The organism is Pseudomonas sp. c313, assembly GCF_055407145.1.
The window spans coordinates 736,760-755,409 of record NZ_JBUZRD010000001.1 but is presented as its reverse complement, the minus strand read 5'-3'; the positions used below and the strand labels follow the sequence as shown (position 1 = coordinate 755,409).

The following is an 18,650-nucleotide window of genomic DNA, read 5'->3' as shown; positions in this document are numbered from 1 at the left end:
GCCAGTAGATATCTTCACTAAGGAGAAACACCCCATGCGCAAGACTTTAGCTGTTTCCTTGATGTTGGCCGCTGCCCTTGGCCTCGCTGCCTGCGATAAAAAATCCGAGGACAAAGCTCAGGATGCCAACCAACATGCTGAACAAGCTCAAGAAAAAATGAGCGAAGCTCAGAATAAAGTGAACGACGCTGCAAAAGAAAACGCTGAAGCCGCCAAAGCCAAAGCTGAATCTGACGCAGCAGCGGTCAAAGAAAGTGCTCCTGCTACGCCTGCAACCGGTTCTTGAGTCTGACGACTTGAATACCGTGGTTTGAAAAGCCATGTTGCAAAAGAAAGCCCGCCTTAGAGCGGGCTTTACTTTGCCTGGTGTTTTTTTCTCAGAGGAGAAAAGTACGAAAGGTCGGACTAAGCATCAGTAATAGCGAACAGAGTAAACCGACGAACCAGACCAGGCTGCGCTGCCACGCCAGATCAGCCCAATAGCACAGTAAATAAACCACTCGCGCGACCACAAAGATGATCGCCAGCCAGTCAATCAGGTAGCCCTGGGTCTGAGTGGTATGGGCCATCAACACCCCCACCGCAAACAAAATGAACGCTTCAAAGCTGTTTTGATGAGCGGCCACTGCCCGCGCACCAAACCCGGTCAATTGCGCCTGCTGACGACGCGGTTCGCGATTGTCGTAACCGCCCTGCTCTTTCATGGCCCTGGCCACGGGCATGCGCGCCACGAAGATCAGCAGCGCGCTGATAAACACACACCAGAACGGAATGCTCACAACGTCGCCTCCTTGGAGGATTCAGGCAAGGGTGCCTCTGTAGGGGTATAGACCATGACTTCCAATACGTCGGAATGAAATTCCCGGCGGTACAGCACCAACACCACTCCAGTGCTCATCAGCATGAACAGCCACGGACTGACGAACCACGCCAGCATGGTCATGCCGAAGTAGTAGGAGCGCAGGCCCAAGTTGAACTGGTTGGCCGCCATCGAAATCACCCGAGCTGCCCTCAAGGCAAACGCCTTGCGCTCCTGCTCGGAGACATACCGCTCGCCGACCATGGGGGCCGAACCGATCAGGATCGCCGCAAAGTTGTACTGGCGCATGCACCAACTAAAGGTGAAGAAGGCGTAGACAAACGCCAGGGCCAGGCACAACAGTTTGATCTCCGACATGCCCTGGGACGCTTGCTGGATCATGGGAATATCCGCCAGCAACGAGACCGCCCGCTCCGATGCACCAAGCACGGTCAGAATACCGGCGAGGATAATCAGGGTGCTGGAAGCAAAAAACGAGGCGTTGCGCTCAAGGTTGCCGATCACGCTGGCGTCAGCGATACGATTGTCCCGCAACAGCATGCGGCGCATCCAGTCTTCGCGATACAGGTGCAGGACACTGGCCAGACACGCCGTATCACGGGCTTTCCAACTGGCGTAACGAGTATAACCACCCCAGCAAATGGCAAACCAGAGCGCGGCAAGCAGATGGATCAAGTTGGCTTCGACGAACGACATGCGGGTCCTTGTAAGACATTGGCGAAAAGTGCTTTGTGCCTGTTCGACGTTAGCTCACGGAAAAAGACACTGCCTGACGCCCATAAAAAATGCCCCGGATCGTTTGATACGGGGCATTTCGATTTCAGCGTGTAACAAAGCGTTTTAGGCGATGGCTTCGCTGCGCTTGCCCAGCAGACGGTCAATCACCACCGCGACCACCAGGGTCATCACCGACGGCACCAGCCACGCCAGGCCCTGCTCGCTCAGCGGCAGATTGGCAAGTTGCGACGGCAGCCAGTCCGCCAGCCCCGCACCTTTCAAAGCGTCGATAGTGCCGAAGATGAACGACACCAGCATCACTGGGCCGACGATCCGGCCCTGTTCCTGCCAGAAGCCCTTGCAGAAGCTCAGCGCGACCAAGACGATGCACGGCGGGTAGATCGCGGTCAGTACCGGAATCGAGAAGGCAATCAGATTGGTCAGGCCCAGGTTCGACACCAGCAGCGAAAACGCGGCAAGGATGACCACCAGGGTTTTGTAGGACAGCGGCAGTACACGGCTGAAATACTCCGCGCAGGCACAGGTCAGGCCTACTGCGGTCACCAGGCACGCCAGGGAAATCAGCACCGCAAGGAAGCCGCTGCCCAGGGAACCGAAGGTATGTTGAACGTAGGCGTGCAACACCGCGGCACCGTTGGCGGCACCAGCAGCCACTTCATGGCTGCCCGAACCGAGGCGGAACAGGCTGATGTACACCAACGCCAGGCCCACGCCGGCAATCAGCCCGGCAATGATCGCGTAACGGGTAATCAACTGTGGCGACTCGACGCCACGGGAACGAATGGCGTTGACAATAACGATGCCAAACACCAGGGCGCCCAGGGTATCCATGGTCAGGTAACCATTGATAAAGCCCTGGGAGAACGGCGCGGCGGCGTACTCAGGCGTGGCGACACCGACATCTCCGGCGGGCAAGGCAAAGGCGGCGATGCCCAGTGCCGCGAGGGCGATGATCTTCAGCGGCGCGAGGAAACGGCCAACGGTGTCCAGCAGACGCCCTGGATACAGGGAGATGAAGAACACCAGCAGGAAATACACCGAGCTATAGAGGAACAACGCCAACGGGCTTTCACCGGTCAGTGGCGCCAGGCCGACTTCGAAGGACACCGTCGCGGTACGTGGCGTGGCGAACAAAGGACCCACTGCCAGGTAGCACGCCGCGGCCAGGATGCCACCGGCGACCTTGCCGATGGGGCTGCTCAACGCGTCCATAGCACCACCGACCTTGGCCAGGGCGATGACGGTGACCACTGGCAGTCCTACTGCGGTAATCAGGAAGCCCAGCGCCGCCATCCAGACATGAGGCCCGGACTGCAAACCAACAATAGGCGGAAATATGATGTTACCGGCGCCCACGAACAGGGCAAAAGTCATAAAGCCCAACGCCAGGATGTCCTGGCTTTTCAACACTTTCATTTGAGGAAATACCACACTACTGAATCGGAATTTAGAGAGGGGCTTCCCTATGGATGAGGGAAATGCTATCAGCCCGGATGGGGACCGACCGGTCTAGCGCGGAACTTCCTTGTGGGGAGCGGACGCATAAAGAGGCAGCTAGCCTAACGAATTTGTCTGACGAACGCACTATTGCAGGGCGAACTGTCCGATAAGCGACATTTATATGTCGCATCCGTATATCTAAATATTGAAATGCAATCAAGTGTGGGAGCGGGCTTGCTCCCACATTTTTGATCTTCACCAACCTCCAGAATGCACAAAGGCCACCCGAAGGTGGCCTTTGCGTGGTGAAGCGTCAGTTAAGCGCGAGGCTTACTTGACAGCCCAACCGGTCAGCTCGGACAAAGCCTTGCCGATGTCTGCCAGCGAACGCACGGTTTTCACGCCTGCGTCTTCCAGGGCAGCAAACTTCTCGTCTGCTGTACCCTTGCCGCCAGAGATGATTGCGCCAGCATGGCCCATGCGCTTGCCTGCAGGGGCAGTCACACCAGCGATGTAGGAAACAACCGGCTTGGTCACGTGTGCCTTGATGTAGGCAGCCGCTTCTTCTTCAGCCGAACCGCCGATCTCACCGATCATGACGATCGCTTCGGTCTTCGGGTCTTCCTGGAACAATTTCAGGATGTCGATGAAGTTGGAGCCCGGGATCGGGTCACCACCGATGCCGACGCAAGTCGACTGACCGAAACCGGCGTCAGTGGTCTGCTTAACAGCTTCGTAGGTCAAGGTGCCGGAACGGGAAACGATACCGACTTTGCCTGGCAAGTGAATGTGACCGGGCATGATGCCGATCTTGCATTCGCCTGGAGTGATCACGCCTGGGCAGTTAGGGCCAATCAGGACCACACCCAGTTCGTCGCACTTAACTTTAGCGTCGAGCATGTCCAGGGTAGGAATGCCTTCAGTGATGCAAACGATCAGCTTGATGCCGCCGAACGCTGCTTCAAGGATGGAATCCTTGCAGAAAGGAGCTGGAACGTAGATGACGCTAGCGGTGGCGCCAGTGACTTCTACGGCTTCTTTCACAGTGTTGAAAACAGGCAGGTCCAGGTGAGTGGTGCCGCCTTTGCCTGGAGTTACACCGCCAACCATCTTGGTGCCGTACTCGATGGCTTGCTGGGTGTGGAAACTACCTTGCGAACCGGTAATACCCTGGCAGATAACTTTGGTGTCTTTATTGATCAGGACGCTCATTATTTGCCCTCCGCAGCTTTGACAACTTGTTGAGCAGCGTCGGTCAGGCTGGTAGCAGCGATGATGTTCAAACCGCTTTCTGCCAGTACTTTAGCGCCCAGTTCCGCGTTGTTACCTTCAAGGCGAACAACAACCGGGATTTTAACGCCGACTTCTTTCACTGCACCAATGATGCCTTCGGCAATCATGTCGCAACGAACGATGCCGCCGAAGATGTTGACCAATACTGCAGCGACGTTGGAGTCGGACAGGATGATCTTGAACGCTTCGGTAACGCGTTCCTTGGTAGCACCGCCGCCCACGTCGAGGAAGTTGGCTGGTTTGCCGCCATGCAGATTGACGATGTCCATGGTACCCATGGCCAGGCCAGCACCGTTGACCATGCAACCGATGTTACCTTCCAGGGCTACGTAGTTCAGTTCGAACTTGGCAGCGTGCGCTTCACGCGGATCGTCTTGCGACGGATCGTGGAAAGTCTTCAGCTTAGGCTGACGGTACATGGCGTTGGCGTCGATGTTGATCTTGGCATCGAGGCAATGCAGATCGCCGTCAGCCTTGATCACCAGCGGGTTCACTTCCAGCAGGGCCAGGTCGTGATCCTTGAACAGCTTGGCCAGACCTACGAAGATCTTGGCGAACTGAGCAACTTGCTTACCTTCCAGACCCAACTGGAATGCCAGCTCGCGACCCTGGAATGGCTGAGCGCCAACCAGTGGATCGATAGTGGCCTTCAGAATTTTTTCTGGGGTTTCGTGAGCGATCTTCTCGATGTCCACGCCACCTTCGGTGGAAGCCATGAACACGATGCGACGGCTCGAACGGTCAACGACAGCGCCCAGGTACAGCTCTTTAGCGATATCAGTGCACGATTCAACCAGGATCTTGGTGACTGGCTGGCCATTGGCATCAGTCTGGTAAGTCACCAGACGCTTGCCCAACCACTGTTGAGCGAAGGCCTTGGCGTCTTCTTTGCTGCGAACCAGCTTCACGCCGCCCGCTTTACCGCGACCACCAGCGTGGACCTGGGCTTTGACAACCCACTCGGTGCCGCCGATTTTGTCGCAAGCTTCTGCTGCTGCTTCCGGGGTGTCTACTGCGTAACCCTTGGATACTGGCAGGCCGTACTCAGCGAACAGCTGCTTACCCTGATACTCATGAAGATTCATGCTTATTACCGTCTTCGTTAGGTACTGCGCATTCGGTGCTGCACTAGTGTTAGTGCCGCACCACCTGTGACTGCTGCTTGCCCAGCTTCGCAGCCCTTAGGCTTGCAAAGCTGCGCAAGACTGCGTCCAGCGGATATTCCGCGGTGAGTCTTGCGCACAAGGCTCACGACGGGCAACCGCCGTGGTTTCTTATTATCTTGCTTAGCGCTTCTTTTTGTTGGCGATGTGGATGGCATGGCCATTCACTGCCAACGCAGCTTCGTGCAGCGCTTCGGACAGGGTCGGATGGGAGAAGACCATCATACCGATATCCTCGGCGCTGGTGCCGAATTCCATACCGATTGCGCCCTGCTGAACCAGTTCTGCTGCGCCTGGGCCAATCACGTGGACGCCCAATACGCGGTCAGTCTTGGCATCAGCGATGACTTTGACGAAACCACCGGTGTCGTTGGCTGCCATGGCACGGCCAGAAGCGGCAAACGGGAAAGTGCCGACGTTAACTTCAACGCCTTCAGCTTTCAACTGCTGTTCGTTCTTGCCGACCCATGCAATCTCTGGATGGGTGTAGATAACCGACGGGATCAGGTCGTAGTTCATCTGAGTCTTGTGACCCTTGATGCGCTCGACAACCATGATGCCCTCTTCGGAAGCCTTGTGCGCCAGCATCATGCCGCGAACCACGTCGCCAATGGCGAAAACGCCCGGTACGGTGGTGGCGCAGTGATCGTCAACGTGCACAAAACCGCGCTCGTCGAGATTCACGCCGCTGTCGGCAGCCAGCAGATCAGTGGTCACCGGACGGCGACCAACGGCTACGATCAGCTTGTCGAAAGTGATGGTCTGTTCGCCATTCTTGTCGGTGTAGGTCACAACGACTTCTTCGCCGTTGACCTTGGAACCAGTCACGCGTGCGCCCAGTTTGATGTCCAGACCTTGTTTGGTCAGGGTCTTCAAGGCTTCTTTGGACACAGCGCTGTCGGCAGCCAGCAGGAACGTGTCCAGGGCTTCCAGGACGGTCACTTGCGAACCCAGACGCGACCAGACCGAACCCAGTTCCAGACCGATCACGCCAGCGCCGATCACGCCCAGACGTTTTGGAACTGATTGGAACTCCAGGGCGCCGGTCGAATCAACGATCACGTTCTGGTCAACTGGAGCAGGTGGAATGTCGATTGGACGCGAACCTGGAGCCAGGATCACGTTCTCGGCTTCGATGATTTCGACCGAACCGTCAGGCTTGGTGATTTCAACTTTCTTGCCGGCCAGCAGTTTGCCATGACCTTGCAGGGAAGTGACGCCATTGGCCTTGAACAGGGTTGCAACGCCGGAAGTCAGGCCTTTAACAATGTTGGCCTTGCGGCCGACCATTGCTGGTACGTCCATGGTCACGCCAGCGTGGTTGATACCGTGGATGGCAAAACCAACTTGGGCTTCGTGGAATTTCCAGGAGCTGTCCAGCAGCGCCTTGGAGGGAATGCAACCGACGTTCAGGCAAGTACCGCCCAGGGCCAGTTTGCCTTCCTTGTCGGTGTATTTTTCGATGCAAGCAGTCGAGAGGCCCAGTTGCGCGGCCTTGATGGCGGCAACATAGCCGCCAGGGCCTGCACCAATCACTACAACGTCAAATTTCTGAGACATGAAAATAGATCCTCTATTTAGCGACAAGCTTCAAGCGTCAAGCTGTAAGCCAAGCTGCTTTAACTTGCAGCTTGCAGCTCGCAACTTGACGCTGCTTCTATCAGATATCCAGGAGCAGACGAGCCGGGTCTTCCAGCAGGTTCTTGATGGTCACCAGGAAAGTCACGGCTTCTTTACCATCGATCAGGCGGTGATCGTAGGACAGCGCCAAGTACATCATCGGACGGATGACCACTTGACCGTTGATCGCCATAGGACGCTGCAGAATGTTGTGCATGCCCAGGATCGCAGCTTGTGGTGGGTTGACGATCGGGGTCGACATCATCGAGCCGAAAGTACCACCGTTGGTGATGGTGAAGGTACCACCGGTCATCTCATCGATGGTCAGCTTGCCGTCACGAGCCTTCTTGCCGAAGGTGGCGATGCCGCCTTCGATTTCAGCCAGGCTCATCAGTTCGGCGTTACGCAGAACCGGCACCACCAGCCCACGCTCGCTGGAGACAGCAACACCGACGTCAGCGTAGCCGTGGTAAACGATGTCGGCGCCGTCGATGGAAGCGTTGACTGCCGGGAAGCGTTTCAGCGCTTCGGTAGCCGCTTTTACGAAGAACGACATGAAGCCCAGGCGCACACCGTTATGGCTCTTCTCAAAGAGATCCTTGTACTTCGAACGCAATGCCATGACTTCGGTCATGTCGACTTCGTTGAAGGTAGTCAGCATCGCCATGTTCGACTGGGCTTCAACCAGACGCTTGGCCACGGTGGCACGTACGCGGGTCATCGGCACGCGTTTCTCGGTGCGATCGCCTGCCGCGAACACAGGAGCGGCAGCAGCAGGTGCAGCAGCCTTGGCAGGCGCGGCAGCCGGAGCGGCTTTCTTGGTAGCAACAGCAGCGACTACGTCTTCCTTGGTCACACGACCGCCTTTGCCAGTACCGGCAACGGAAGCGATGTTGATGCCGTTTTCTTCAGCCAGCTTGCGAGCAGCCGGTGCAGCAACAGGATCGTCTTCGCCAGCGTCGGCTGGAGCAGCAGCTTGTGCGGCAGCCGGAGCAGCAGCGGCTGGAGCGGCAGCAGCGCTACCCTCTTCGATCGAGCCCAGTACCTGGTTGGACAGAACGGTGTCGCCTTCATTGGCAACGATGGCGCCCAGGACGCCGTCGGCTTCGGCCAACACTTCCAGCACAACCTTGTCGGTTTCGATGTCAACGATCAAGTCGTCACGCTTGACAGCGTCACCTGGTTTCTTGTGCCAGGTGGCAACGGTGCCATCGGCAACCGATTCCGGGAATGACGGGGCTTTGATTTCGATAGCCATTATCTGTGGGTCCTTAAAATTCGGTTTCAGTCAGCGCGAAGGCGTTAAACAGTGAAAGCATCTTGCAGCAGTTTTGCCTGCTGCTCGGCGTGCATCGATGCATAACCACAAGCAGGTGCAGCAGAAGCATCACGGCCCGCGTACTCAAGTACGAGCGACTTGTCGTGACCGCCAATGATGCGGCGCATGTGATGCTGGCTGCAGTACCAGGCACCCTGGTTCATCGGCTCTTCCTGACACCAAACGATATGTTTGAGGTTGGAGTAACGAGCCAGGACTTCAATCAAGTCGTCCTCAGGGAATGGGTACAGCTGCTCAAGACGCACGATGGCGATGTCGTCACGACCTTCGGCACGGCGTTTTTCCAGCAGGTCGTAGTAGACCTTGCCGCTCGCCAGTACGATACGCGTGACCTTTTTCGGGTCATGGGCATCGATTTCCGGAATAACGGTCTGGAACGAACCTTCGGCCAGATCTTCCAGGGTCGAGATGGCCAATTTATGACGCAACAGCGACTTTGGAGTCAGGACTACCAGTGGTTTACGCAGGGGACGAATCACCTGGCGTCGCAGCAAGTGGTAGATCTGAGCCGGCGTAGTGGGTACGCACACCTGAATGTTGTGCTCGGCGCACATCTGCAGGTAACGCTCCAGGCGAGCCGAAGAGTGCTCCGGACCCTGACCTTCATAACCGTGCGGCAGCAGCATGGTCAGACCGCAGAGACGGCCCCATTTGTGCTCGCCGCTGGTGATGAACTGGTCGATAACCACCTGGGCACCGTTGGCGAAATCGCCGAACTGGGCTTCCCAGATCACCAGCGCCTCAGGCGTGGTGGTCGAGTAACCGTATTCGAAGGCCAGTACTGCTTCTTCGGACAGGAACGAATCGTACAGGTCGAAACGTGGCTGGCCCTTGTACAGGTTTTGCAGCGGGATGTAGGTACCCGCGTCTTTCTGGTTGTGCAACACCGCGTGACGGTGCGAGAACGTACCACGACCGATGTCCTGGCCGGTCATGCGAATCGGGTGGCCTTCAAACGCCAGGGTCGCGTATGCCATGGTTTCGGCATAACCCCAGTTGATCGGCAGGCCGCCGGCTTGCATTTTCTGACGGTCTTCGTAGATCTTCGATACTTGACGCTGAACTACAAAGCCATCCGGGATTTCCAGCAGCTTGGCGGACAATTCCTGCAAGGTCTTCAGATCAAACGTGGTGTCGTGACGCGCAGTCCAGGCGTGACCCAGGTACGGACGCCAGTCAACGAACAGTTCTTTGTTCGGTTCCTTGACCAGGCTTTTTACAACATGCAGACCGTTGTCCAACGCGTTGCGGTACTCGTCGATCTTGCCTTGAACACGCGCATCATCTACCACTCCGGCCAGGGTCAGGCGCTCGGCGTACAGCTCACGGGTGGTGCGCTGCTTGGCGATTTGCTGGTACATCAACGGCTGGGTGCCGCTCGGCTCATCTGCTTCGTTGTGACCGCGGCGGCGGTAGCAAACCAGGTCGATTACCACGTCACGCTTGAACTGCATGCGGTAGTCGATGGCCAACTGGGTCACAAACAATACGGCTTCCGGATCATCACCATTTACATGGAGGATCGGCGCCTGGATCATTTTCGCAACGTCAGTAGCGTACTCGGTGGAACGCGAGTCTTCCGGGTTGCTGATGGTGAAGCCAACCTGGTTGTTGATGACGATGTGAACGGTACCGCCAGTCTTGAAGCCGCGAGTCTGCGACATCTGGAAGGTTTCCATGACCACGCCTTGACCGGCGAATGCCGCATCACCGTGGATGGAAATAGGCAGGACCTTTTCACCGGTCGGATCGTTACGACGATCCTGACGGGCACGCACCGAACCCTCGACCACTGGCGAAACAATTTCCAGGTGGGAGGGGTTGAATGCCATGGCCAGGTGGACTTCGCCGCCTGTGGTCATCACGTTGGACGAGAAGCCCTGGTGGTATTTAACGTCACCGGAACCCAGCTCGACCTTCTTCTTGCCTTCGAACTCATCGAACAGATCGCGCGGATTCTTGCCGAAAGTGTTAACCAACACGTTCAGACGACCACGGTGGGCCATGCCGATGACGATTTCCTTGGTGCCGTAGGAACCGGAACGCTGGATCAACTCGTCGAGCATCGGAATCAGGCTCTCGCCGCCTTCCAAACCGAAACGCTTGGTACCCGGGTATTTGGTACCCAGGTATTTTTCCAGGCCTTCAGCTGCAGTGACGCGCTCAAGCAGGTGGCTCTTGAGGTCGGCGGAGATCACCGGACGGCTGCGCACGCTTTCCAGACGCTGCTGGAACCAGTGGCGCTGCTCGGTATCGACGATATGCGTAAACTCAGCACCAATGGTGCGGCAATATGTCTGCTGCAACGCTTCGTGAATTTCGCGTAGGCTCGCCTCCTCCTTGCCGAGAAACAGATCGCCGGCACGGAAGGTCGTATCAAGATCGGCATTGGTCAAGCCGTAATGATTGATCGACAGGTCTGCAGGTGCAGGACGCTGCCACAGCCCCAGCGGGTCAAGCTGGGCTGCTTGGTGGCCACGCATACGGTAGGCCTGGATCAGTCGCAACACTTCAACTTGCTTCTTCTCATGCTCACTGCTCACGCTTGCGGCGGAAACCGGCTGGGCGCGGCGCTGGTTCTTTGCCAGCAGCACGAAATGATCGCGAATCGTCGAGTGCGATACATCGGTGGCAGCGTTGCCGTCAGCGGGCAACGTCTGAAATTTGGTGCGCCATTCTTCTGGCACAGCGTTAGGGTCGTGCAGGTAGAGCTCATAAAGCTCTTCCACATAGGCAGCGTTACCACCTGAAAGATAGCCGCTGTTCCACATGCGCTGCATCACGCTTTCTTGCATGCTTGGTCACCCTCGGTTAGGGGACACCACCGGCGAAGACACCGAGTCTGCTTGCAAAGTCCGAGTGCAGCGACCAAAACAAGCCACTTAGGATCACGCTGATAGTCCGGGTACCAACCCGGATGCCCCTGCTTGTCTCATTTCTTCAAAATAAGAGCCGCGCTTTGTAAGTCGCTGCTCAGGTTAAGACTACGGCGCCGGTTGAAGCCTGCGCCGCAGCATCTACGGGCACAACGGTCCTGCTTTTACTACAACGTCAGTTACACGCCGCTTTGCAGCAACATGCTACGTACGTGACCAATGGCCTTAGTCGGGTTCAGGCCTTTAGGACATACGTTGACGCAGTTCATGATCCCACGGCAGCGGAATACGCTGAACGGGTCATCCAGTGAAGCCAGACGCTCGGACGTTTGGGTGTCACGGCTATCTGCCAGGAAGCGATACGCTTGCAGCAGTGCAGCCGGGCCCAGGAACTTGTCCGGGTTCCACCAGAAGGACGGGCAGGAAGTCGAGCAGCAAGCGCACAGGATGCACTCGTACAGACCGTCCAGCTTCTCGCGCTCTTGCGGGGTCTGCAGACGTTCGATGGCCGGAGCCGGCGTGTCGTTCTGCAGGAATGGCTTAACCTTCTCGTATTGCTTGTAGAAGATGCTCATATCGACGACCAGGTCACGGATTACCGGCAAACCTGGCAGTGGACGAACGATCAGCTTGTTGCCTTTGACGACAGCGGACAGCGGCGTGATGCACGCCAGGCCGTTTTTGCCGTTGATGTTCATGCCGTCGGAACCGCAGACACCTTCACGGCAAGAGCGACGATAGGAGAAACCTTCGTCCTGCTCTTTGACCAGCGCCAGCACGTCCAGCACCATCAGGTCTTTACCACCGGTATCGACCTGGAATTCCTGCATGAACGGCGCAGCGTCCTGATCAGGGTTGTAGCGATAAACACTGACTTTCAACATGGCGGCCACCCTTAATAAGTCCGAATCATTGGTTCAAACGTAGGGACTGTTTTTGGCGAGAAGTTCACGGCACGCTTGGTTACGCGCTTGTCACCCGGGAAGTACAGGGTGTGGCACAGCCAGTTAACGTCGTCGCGCTCTTCGAAGTCTTCACGGGCGTGAGCGCCGCGGGACTCTTTGCGAACTTCTGCGGCGATGGCAGTTGCTTCAGCCACTTCCAGCAGGTTCTGCAATTCAAGGGCTTCGATACGAGCGGTGTTGAACGCCTGACTCTTATCGTTGATCTTGACGTTGGCGATACGGCCACGCAGATCAGCGAGCTGGGCGATACCCTTCTGCATGTATTCGCCGGTACGGAACACACCGAAGTAGTTCTGCATGCAGCTTTGCAGCTCTTTACGCAGGGTAGCAACGTCTTCACCGTCAGTGCGCGAGTTCAGGCCATCGAGACGTGCCAGGGCAGCGTCGATGTCGGACTGGCGAGCACGTGTGTAATCGACGCCTTCCTTGAGAGTCTGCTCCAGGAACAGGCCAGCAGCACGACCGAACACCACCAGGTCGAGCAGCGAGTTGCCACCCAGACGGTTGGCACCGTGAACCGATACGCACGCCACTTCACCTACGGCGAACAGACCAGGAATGATCTGATCAACGCCATCGGCGTCCTGGGTGATCGCCTGACCGTGAATGTTGGTGGCAACGCCGCCCATCATATAGTGGCAGGTTGGAACAACCGGGATCGGCGCAACAGCCGGATCGACGTGGGCGAAGGTTTTGGACAACTCCATGATGCCCGGCAGACGGCTGTGCAGTACTTCTTCACCGAGGTGATCGAGTTTCAGCATCACGTGGTCGCCATCGGGACCACAGCCGTTGCCGGCGATGATCTCTTTAACCATGGAACGGGCTACAACGTCACGACCGGCAAGGTCTTTGGCGTTCGGAGCATAACGCTCCATGAAGCGCTCGCCGTTCTTGTTGATCAGGTAACCACCTTCACCACGGCAACCTTCGGTCACCAGTACACCGGCGCCGGCGATGCCAGTCGGGTGGAACTGCCACATTTCGATGTCTTGTACCGGAACACCTGCACGCAGGGCCATGCCGATACCGTCACCGGTGTTGATCAGGGCGTTGGTGGTGGACGAGTAGATCCGACCTGCACCGCCGGTCGCCAATACGGTGGCGTTGGCGCGTACATAGGAGGTTTCGCCGGTTTCGATGCAGATAACGATCATGCCGACAAAGGCACCATCTTCGTTCTTCACCAGGTCGACACCGTAGTATTCGTTGAGGAATACGGTGCCAGCCTTCAGGTTGGCTTGATACAGGGTGTGCAACAGCGCGTGACCGGTACGGTCGGCTGCAGCGCAGGTACGGGCGGCCTGGCCACCCTTACCGAAATCTTTCGACTGACCGCCGAACGGACGCTGGTAGATGCGGCCCTGTTCGGTACGGGAGAACGGCAGACCCATGTGTTCCAGTTCGAAGACTGCTTCCGGGCCTACGGAACACATGTATTCGATAGCGTCCTGGTCACCGATATAATCGGAACCCTTGACGGTATCGTACATGTGCCAGCGCCAGTCATCGTTTGGATCGGCGGAGGCGATGGCGCAGGTGATGCCACCCTGGGCCGAAACGGTGTGGGAACGGGTCGGGAACACCTTGGTGATCACGGCAGTCTTGTGACCGCCCTGGGCCAGTTGCAGCGCAGCACGCATGCCGGCACCGCCGCCGCCAATGATGATGGCGTCGAATGAAAGTGTATTAACTGTGTTAGCCATGAATCAGATACCCCAAAGAATCTGCACACCCCAGACGAAGTAAGCGAACATCGCGACGCCGCATACTGCCTGGAAGAGGAAACGTACTGCAGTCGCGGACTTGCCCAGCGCCATCGGCGTCAGGTAGTCAGTCGCGATAGTCCACATGCCGACCCAGGCGTGAGCGCCCAGGGCCACAAGGGCCAGCAGACTGAAGATACGCATCCCGCTGTGGGAGAACAGGCCGTGCCATTGGGCATAGTCGATACCCGGATTGGCAACGAGGTATCCGATCAGGAAGATGAAATAAGCCGCGAGAACGACCGCAGACACACGCTGCGCCATCCAGTCATAGAGGCCCGAACGCGACAGGTTCGTAACGCTGGTTACCATATCCAAACTCCCGCCAGAACGATCATCACCAGGGAAATGGCGATAACAATTTTCGAGCCCAGCTTGCCGCCTTCCAGCGTCTCACCGATACCCATGTCCATGATCAAGTGGCGAACACCGGCCACCAGGTGATACAGCAGAGCGGACAGGAGGCCCCACGCCACGAACTTGGCCAGCGGACTGGTCATGCATGCCTTCACCTCAGCGTATCCCTCTTCCGAACCCAGGGATTTGCTCAATGCATAAAGCATGATGCCCAGGCCGAGAAACAGGATGATGCCGGAAACACGGTGCAGGAATGACGTCACGCCGGTGATGGGGAGTTTGATGGTCCTTAGGTCTAGGTTTACAGGTCGTTGGCTATTCACGGCTTTTTTTCACACTGAAGAGCCCCTAACAATCAGGGCAAAGTTGTTGGGGGGGGCACTGGTCAGGTAAGCACCACCCAGGGAGTGCGACCCCCAATGAAAACAAGCCCAAAAGCCCTTGGCGGTCGGTGGCCGAGTATAGACAGTTAGGCAACTAATGACAACGCGCGCACCTCACCCTAATAGCTGATTGCGCTGTTGGGATAAAAGGCGTAAACGGCAGGTAATTTCGAGGAAAAAGTACGGTTAAAGCCTTCTGGAGCAAGACTTTAGGCAAATTGACATTCGAATTTATCTCACTATAGTGGTGCGGGCCCTGCGTGGGGGGTCTGTCTGATGATTTGAAGCATAAATAGGAGGCCACATGGCTGACAAAAAAGCGCAGTTGATCATCGAGGGCGCAGCCCCCGTCGAGCTGCCCATTTTAACCGGCACCGTTGGTCCTGATGTTATCGACGTACGGGGCCTGACGGCCACGGGCCGTTTTACATTCGACCCAGGCTTCATGTCGACCGCCTCTTGCGAGTCGAAGATCACCTATATTGATGGTGATAATGGCATCCTGCTACATCGGGGCTACCCGATCGAACAGCTGGCCGAGAAGTCGGACTACCTGGAAACCTGCTACCTGCTGCTAAATGGCGAATTGCCAACAGCCGAGCAGAAAGCCCAGTTCGTCAGCACCGTGAAGAATCACACCATGGTGCATGAGCAGTTGAAGACATTCTTCAACGGCTTCCGCCGCGACGCCCACCCGATGGCTGTCATGTGTGGCGTGGTTGGCGCCCTGTCGGCCTTCTACCACGACTCCCTGGACATCAATAACCCGCAGCATCGCGAAATTTCCGCGATCCGCCTGGTTGCCAAGATGCCAACCCTGGCAGCGATGGTTTACAAGTACTCCATGGGCCAACCCATGATGTACCCGCGCAACGACCTGACGTACGCGGAAAACTTCCTGCACATGATGTTCAATACCCCGTGCGAGATCAAACCGATCAGCCCGGTGCTGGCCAAGGCAATGGACCGGATCTTTATCCTCCACGCCGACCACGAACAGAACGCCTCGACTTCTACCGTGCGCCTGGCGGGCTCTTCGGGTGCCAACCCGTTTGCCTGTATCGCCGCCGGTATCGCCGCACTGTGGGGCCCTGCCCACGGCGGTGCGAACGAAGCCGTATTGAGCATGCTCGATGAAATCGGCGATGTGTCGAACATCGACAAGTTCATCGCCAAGGCCAAGGACAAGAACGATCCGTTCAAGTTGATGGGCTTCGGTCACCGGGTCTACAAGAACCGCGACCCGCGCGCCACCGTAATGAAGAAGACCTGCGACGAAGTACTGAAGGAACTGGGGATCAACAACGATCCGCAACTCCAACTGGCCATGCGCCTGGAAGAGATCGCCCTGACCGACCCGTACTTCATCGAACGCTCGCTGTACCCGAACGTCGATTTCTACTCCGGGATCATCCTCAAGGCTATCGGCATTCCAACCAGCATGTTCACCGTGATCTTCGCCTTGGCGCGGACCGTGGGCTGGATCTCCCACTGGAAAGAAATGCTCTCCAGCCCGTACAAGATTGGCCGCCCGCGCCAGCTGTACACCGGCTACGAGCAGCGTGATATCTCCAAGCTGGAAGACCGCAAATAAGCAGTGTCTTGCGATAACCGCTTAGCTGCACCGAATACGGCCTCCTCTTGGAGGCCGTATTTGTTTGTGCAGGATTTGTGTTGGGGGACACTTGTGGCGAAGAGGTTTTCCCCTCGCCACAAAAGCCCGGCTACCACAAATTAACCACCCAGAAAAAAATGCCCCGATCTCTCGACCGGGGCATTTTTATGGGTGCAGCTTATGCAGCTGTCTTTCGACAACCCTTAGTGAGAAACCGCCCCACTCGCCCCCAGACCGGTCTGCGAACGCACGAACTGCGGGTAGAACAGCGCCCGCTCTTTTTCCGCAGCCGTCGACTTGTCGGTGATGGAGAAGAACCAGATCCCGACGAACGCAATGATCATAGAGAACAGTGCTGGATACTCGTAAGGGAAGATGGCTTTTTCATTGTGCAGGATCGAGACCCAGATGGTTGGACCAAGGACCATCAGGCCAACGGCACTGATCAGACCCAACCAGCCACCAATCATCGCACCGCGAGTGGTGAGATTTTTCCAGTACATGGAAAGCAGCAACACCGGGAAGTTACAGCTGGCGGCAATGGAGAACGCCAGACCAACCATGAACGCGATGTTCTGGCTTTCGAACAGGATGCCCAGGCCGATAGCCAGCACCGCCAGGGCGATGGTGGTGATCTTCGAGACGCGAATCTCATCCTTCTCGTTGGCCTTGCCTTTCTTGATCACGCTGGCATACAGGTCATGGGACACCGCCGAAGCACCGGCCAGGGTCAAACCGGCAACCACCGCGAGAATGGTGGCGAAGGCCACGGCTGAGATAAAGCCCAGGAAGATGCTGCCACCCACCGCGTTGGCCAGATGCACCGCCGCCATGTTGTTGCCGCCCAACAAGGCACCTGCCGCATCCTTGAAGGCCGGGTTGGTGCTGACCAGCAGAATCGCGCCGAAGCCGATGATAAAGGTCAGGATGTAGAAGTAGCCGATAAAGCCAGTGGCATACAGCACGCTCTTACGAGCTTCCTTGGCATCGCTCACGGTGAAGAAGCGCATCAGAATGTGAGGCAGGCCAGCGGTACCGAACATCAGTGCCAGACCGAGGGAGAATGCCGAAATCGGATCTTTCACCAGGCCGCCCGGGCTCATGATCGCTTCACCTTTAGGGTGAACCTTGATCGCCTCGGTAAACAGCATGTTGAAGTCGAAGTTGACGTGTTTCATCACCATCAGCGCCATGAACGAGGCACCGGACAGCAGCAACACCGCCTTGATGATCTGCACCCACGTGGTCGCCAGCATACCGCCGAACAGCACGTACATGCACATCAGGATACCCACCAGGATCACCGCCACATGGTAATCAAGGCCGAACAGCAGCTGAATCAGCTTGCCGGCGCCAACCATCTGCGCGATCAGGTAGAAGGCCACCACTACCAGGGAGCCGCAAGCCGACAGGCTGCGGATCTGGGTTTGCCCGAGGCGATAGGACGCCACGTCGGCAAAGGTGTATTTACCCAGGTTACGCAGGCGCTCGGCGATCAGGAACAGAATGATCGGCCAGCCCACCAGGAAGCCGATCGAGTAGATCAGGCCGTCGTAGCCGGAGGTGAACACCAGCGCGGAAATCCCCAGGAAAGACGCCGCCGACATGTAGTCGCCGGCAATCGCCAAACCGTTCTGGAACCCAGTGATTTTGCCGCCAGCCGCATAGTAGTCAGCCGCCGACTTGTTACGCTTGGACGCCCAGTAAGTAATGCACAACGTCGCGCCGACAAAGGCTACGAACATCAGGATCGCTGCAACGTTCAGCGGTTGTTTATGCACTTCACCGGTCAACGCTTCCGCCGCCCAAACAGCAGGAGCGAAGACCGAAGCGCCGAGTACAGCCAATAGACGACGGATCATTGCGCAGCCTCCTTGAGAATCGCATTGTTCAGCTCGTCGAATTCGCCGTTGGCGCGTCGTACATAGATGGCGGTGAGGACGAAGGCCGAAACAATCAGCCCGACCCCTATCGGGATTCCCCAGGTAATGGACGAACCGGGGCTGATCTTGGCCCCCAGTATTTGTGGCCCATAGGCAATCAACAGGATGAATCCGGAGTACAGCCCAAGCATGATCGCCGAGAGAATCCAGGCGAACTTTTCCCTTTTACTAACCAGCTCCTTGAAGCGCGGGCTGTTTTGAATCGAGAGGTAAATGCTGTCGTTCATTGTTTTTATCCTCGCAGCACAGATTATTGTTGGAACGTATCCACTTTATGCAGCTGCGGGACAGGTTCCAGACGACCTTAGTATTAGAAGGCGTGTAGCGAGGAG

Annotated in this window: 16 protein-coding genes; 2 read left to right on the top strand and 14 right to left on the bottom strand. The window is 57.0% G+C overall.

Annotation, left to right across the window (positions count from 1 at the left end):
• Positions 1-34 precede the first annotated feature (34 nt).
• Positions 35-286, top strand: a complete 252-nt coding sequence (locus tag ACZRKZ_RS03725) for a hypothetical protein (RefSeq protein ID WP_133099059.1) — start codon at positions 35-37, stop codon at positions 284-286.
• A gap of 91 nt (positions 287-377) precedes the next feature.
• On the opposite strand, the gene ACZRKZ_RS03720 is transcribed toward ACZRKZ_RS03725, so the two are convergent.
• The 12 genes from ACZRKZ_RS03720 to sdhC form a co-directional block, all read right to left on the bottom strand.
• A complete protein-coding gene (locus ACZRKZ_RS03720; RefSeq protein ID WP_463980731.1) occupies positions 378-779 on the bottom strand; it encodes an MAPEG family protein in 402 nt (133 codons plus the stop codon).
• Positions 776-1,516 (bottom strand): DUF599 domain-containing protein, encoded by a 741-nt coding sequence (locus ACZRKZ_RS03715; RefSeq protein ID WP_463980730.1) that lies wholly within the window; start codon positions 1,514-1,516, stop codon positions 776-778. The genes ACZRKZ_RS03720 and ACZRKZ_RS03715 overlap by 4 nt, the downstream gene beginning before the upstream one ends.
• 144 nt (positions 1,517-1,660) lie before the next feature.
• Entirely contained in the window at positions 1,661-2,974 is a 1,314-nt protein-coding gene (brnQ, locus tag ACZRKZ_RS03710) for a branched-chain amino acid transport system II carrier protein (RefSeq protein ID WP_463969677.1), read from the bottom strand.
• Between the two features lie 354 nt (positions 2,975-3,328).
• Positions 3,329-4,210: a succinate--CoA ligase subunit alpha gene (gene sucD / locus ACZRKZ_RS03705; protein ID WP_463969676.1), complete on the bottom strand. Its 882-nt coding sequence runs from the start codon at positions 4,208-4,210 to the stop codon at positions 3,329-3,331.
• On the bottom strand, positions 4,210-5,376 hold the full coding sequence (sucC, locus tag ACZRKZ_RS03700; protein ID WP_133099064.1) for an ADP-forming succinate--CoA ligase subunit beta: 1,167 nt from the start codon (positions 5,374-5,376) through the stop codon (positions 4,210-4,212). The genes sucD and sucC overlap by 1 nt, the downstream gene beginning before the upstream one ends.
• Positions 5,377-5,577: 201 nt before the next feature.
• The gene (gene lpdA / locus ACZRKZ_RS03695; protein WP_149411451.1) at positions 5,578-7,014 is read right to left on the bottom strand and encodes a dihydrolipoyl dehydrogenase; all 1,437 of its coding nucleotides are present in this window, start codon (positions 7,012-7,014) and stop codon (positions 5,578-5,580) included.
• 100 nt (positions 7,015-7,114) lie between these two features.
• A complete protein-coding gene (odhB, locus tag ACZRKZ_RS03690) occupies positions 7,115-8,332 on the bottom strand; it encodes a 2-oxoglutarate dehydrogenase complex dihydrolipoyllysine-residue succinyltransferase (RefSeq protein ID WP_463969675.1) in 1,218 nt (405 codons plus the stop codon).
• Between the two features lie 44 nt (positions 8,333-8,376).
• Complete coding sequence (locus ACZRKZ_RS03685; RefSeq protein ID WP_463969674.1) at positions 8,377-11,208, bottom strand: 2-oxoglutarate dehydrogenase E1 component; 2,832 nt, start codon at positions 11,206-11,208, stop codon at positions 8,377-8,379.
• Between the two features lie 260 nt (positions 11,209-11,468).
• On the bottom strand, positions 11,469-12,173 hold the full coding sequence (locus ACZRKZ_RS03680) for a succinate dehydrogenase iron-sulfur subunit (RefSeq protein ID WP_133099068.1): 705 nt from the start codon (positions 12,171-12,173) through the stop codon (positions 11,469-11,471).
• Between the two features lie 11 nt (positions 12,174-12,184).
• On the bottom strand, positions 12,185-13,960 hold the full coding sequence (sdhA, locus tag ACZRKZ_RS03675) for a succinate dehydrogenase flavoprotein subunit (protein WP_133099069.1): 1,776 nt from the start codon (positions 13,958-13,960) through the stop codon (positions 12,185-12,187).
• Positions 13,961-13,963: 3 nt separating this feature from the next.
• Entirely contained in the window at positions 13,964-14,332 is a 369-nt protein-coding gene (gene sdhD, locus ACZRKZ_RS03670) for a succinate dehydrogenase, hydrophobic membrane anchor protein (protein ID WP_133099070.1), read from the bottom strand.
• A complete protein-coding gene (sdhC, locus tag ACZRKZ_RS03665) occupies positions 14,326-14,700 on the bottom strand; it encodes a succinate dehydrogenase, cytochrome b556 subunit (RefSeq protein WP_133099071.1) in 375 nt (124 codons plus the stop codon). The genes sdhD and sdhC overlap by 7 nt, the downstream gene beginning before the upstream one ends.
• 364 nt (positions 14,701-15,064) lie before the next feature.
• On the opposite strand from sdhC, the gene gltA reads away from it, so the two are divergent.
• A complete protein-coding gene (gene gltA, locus ACZRKZ_RS03660) occupies positions 15,065-16,354 on the top strand; it encodes a citrate synthase (RefSeq protein ID WP_133099072.1) in 1,290 nt (429 codons plus the stop codon).
• Between the two features lie 224 nt (positions 16,355-16,578).
• On the opposite strand, the gene ACZRKZ_RS03655 is transcribed toward gltA, so the two are convergent.
• Positions 16,579-18,237, bottom strand: a complete 1,659-nt coding sequence (locus ACZRKZ_RS03655) for a cation acetate symporter (RefSeq protein ID WP_463980729.1) — start codon at positions 18,235-18,237, stop codon at positions 16,579-16,581.
• Entirely contained in the window at positions 18,234-18,545 is a 312-nt protein-coding gene (locus ACZRKZ_RS03650; RefSeq protein ID WP_463969671.1) for a DUF485 domain-containing protein, read from the bottom strand. Before ACZRKZ_RS03650 ends, ACZRKZ_RS03655 begins: the two co-directional genes overlap by 4 nt.
• Positions 18,546-18,650: the final 105 nt, after the last annotated feature.

Coding starts and splice junctions, on each gene's coding strand:
- ACZRKZ_RS03725 (WP_133099059.1), top strand. CDS start 35: ATGCGCAAGACTTTAGCTGTTTCCTTGATGTTGGCCGCTGCCCTTGGC.
- ACZRKZ_RS03715 (WP_463980730.1), bottom strand. CDS start 1,516: ATGTCGTTCGTCGAAGCCAACTTGATCCATCTGCTTGCCGCGCTCTGG.
- brnQ (WP_463969677.1), bottom strand. CDS start 2,974: ATGAAAGTGTTGAAAAGCCAGGACATCCTGGCGTTGGGCTTTATGACT.
- sucD (WP_463969676.1), bottom strand. CDS start 4,210: ATGAGCGTCCTGATCAATAAAGACACCAAAGTTATCTGCCAGGGTATT.
- sucC (WP_133099064.1), bottom strand. CDS start 5,376: ATGAATCTTCATGAGTATCAGGGTAAGCAGCTGTTCGCTGAGTACGGC.
- lpdA (WP_149411451.1), bottom strand. CDS start 7,014: ATGTCTCAGAAATTTGACGTTGTAGTGATTGGTGCAGGCCCTGGCGGC.
- odhB (WP_463969675.1), bottom strand. CDS start 8,332: ATGGCTATCGAAATCAAAGCCCCGTCATTCCCGGAATCGGTTGCCGAT.
- ACZRKZ_RS03685 (WP_463969674.1), bottom strand. CDS start 11,208: ATGCAAGAAAGCGTGATGCAGCGCATGTGGAACAGCGGCTATCTTTCA.
- ACZRKZ_RS03680 (WP_133099068.1), bottom strand. CDS start 12,173: ATGTTGAAAGTCAGTGTTTATCGCTACAACCCTGATCAGGACGCTGCG.
- sdhA (WP_133099069.1), bottom strand. CDS start 13,960: ATGGCTAACACAGTTAATACACTTTCATTCGACGCCATCATCATTGGC.
- sdhD (WP_133099070.1), bottom strand. CDS start 14,332: ATGGTAACCAGCGTTACGAACCTGTCGCGTTCGGGCCTCTATGACTGG.
- gltA (WP_133099072.1), top strand. CDS start 15,065: ATGGCTGACAAAAAAGCGCAGTTGATCATCGAGGGCGCAGCCCCCGTC.
- ACZRKZ_RS03655 (WP_463980729.1), bottom strand. CDS start 18,237: ATGATCCGTCGTCTATTGGCTGTACTCGGCGCTTCGGTCTTCGCTCCT.
- ACZRKZ_RS03650 (WP_463969671.1), bottom strand. CDS start 18,545: ATGAACGACAGCATTTACCTCTCGATTCAAAACAGCCCGCGCTTCAAG.